Here is a 1,305-nt window from a genome sequence, read left to right as displayed (position 1 = left end):
CTGCTTTTTCTTTTCCTTCGGGCTTTTGGTCGCAGGTATTATTATTACCTCGGTTTCCGGTATTGTTTGTTCCTGAACATATCTCACATCCATATCAATTATCCTCTCTACAATATGCTTTCTTTTTTCTCAAACACCTTTCCGTTTATAAGCTGCACCCATATATGCTTGTCCGGGTGCATTTTTATTGACTTTATCACCTTATCGGCTACACGCCCGTCAACAGTTGTCTGTTTTGGAAGTATGGCAAGTTCCGACTTGATTTTTTCCGTTATTGCAGAATTATCTCCTGCCTCGCATATATTAAATTTTGCTGACGCAAGCTCCATAATCTTATCTATTACCTCACCCGAATCTGTATCCGGCTTTTGTATTAGTTCATTCATTTCATTTGTCAGCCTTATGACTTCGATATTTTTTTCATAATCTCTGTCCTCGGCATAATCTATATTTGCAAGGTTATCCGTAAGTTCGTTTAACAGCTCCAGCAGCATATTGTCCAGTATTTTTTCTCTGAACAGGTGTCGGTTTCCGTCACATTCCGCATTCGTACACTGCCAGTATATTCTTCGCCTTTCCCCGGAACCTGCATGACTCCGTTTCATTTTCGCACCGCAGATTGCACAGCACGCTTTCGCACGGTACATATCAAGCTTTATTTTATCGTTTTCACTTATCTCGACGCACTTTTTATCTTTGCATTTCAATGCAAGCTCGGCAGTTTCGGGCGGTATGATTACCGGATAGTCTTTATCGCCGATATACTTTTTATTTTCAAGCATTCTCTTGACCATATTCTTATCCCATTTGCGATCATCACCGGCATAGCTTATCGGCATCATATTAAGCCTTTCCGAAATTGTCTTTAATGAATTACCCTGCACATACAGACTGAACACATTTCTGACTACTTCGGCTTCTCTTTCGATAATAACCACCTGTGCGTCCACAATTTCATATCCGAATGGGATATATCTGTTAGCCATTTTCATTCCACCTCGCTATATTCAAATTTTAATTTCAGACTGTTTATGAGTTCAAAGGTTATTTCCTTATTTCTGCTGACCGTAATTCTTTTGACTGTTTTTTTGAAAGTCTTTTTGTCGAACTCCCCTATCGGTCCGGTTGCCGTTATATAGTTTGAAAGAATTTCGGTCTGCTTTCTTATTTGCTCGCACTCATCGTTTCCGAGTAGGTATTTTTTATCTTTTTTCAGCTTTGCGGTTTTTGATGCAATTTCATTCATTCTTTCCATAAAGGAAGCAGGCTCAATGTATCCGTTTGCTTTCGCATTTCGGAGAACAT

At 39.4% G+C, this 1,305-nt stretch carries 2 protein-coding genes; both read right to left on the bottom strand.

Going from position 1 to position 1,305, the window contains the following annotated elements; translation table 11 throughout:
- Nucleotides 1-107: 107 nt before the first annotated feature.
- A complete protein-coding gene (locus H8706_RS12015) occupies nt 108-986 on the bottom strand; it encodes a recombinase family protein (protein WP_262432828.1) in 879 nt (292 codons plus the stop codon).
- Between the two features lie 2 nt (nt 987-988).
- On the bottom strand, nt 989-1,305 hold a 317-nt coding region (locus tag H8706_RS12010; protein WP_262432827.1), incomplete at its 5' end, for a hypothetical protein.

The sequence above is a fragment of the Qingrenia yutianensis genome (genome assembly GCF_014385105.1).
Taxonomy (GTDB): domain Bacteria; phylum Bacillota; class Clostridia; order UMGS1810; family UMGS1810; genus Qingrenia; species Qingrenia yutianensis.
Note: the sequence above shows the minus strand (reverse complement) of the source record. Positions and strands in the feature narration are given on the sequence as shown.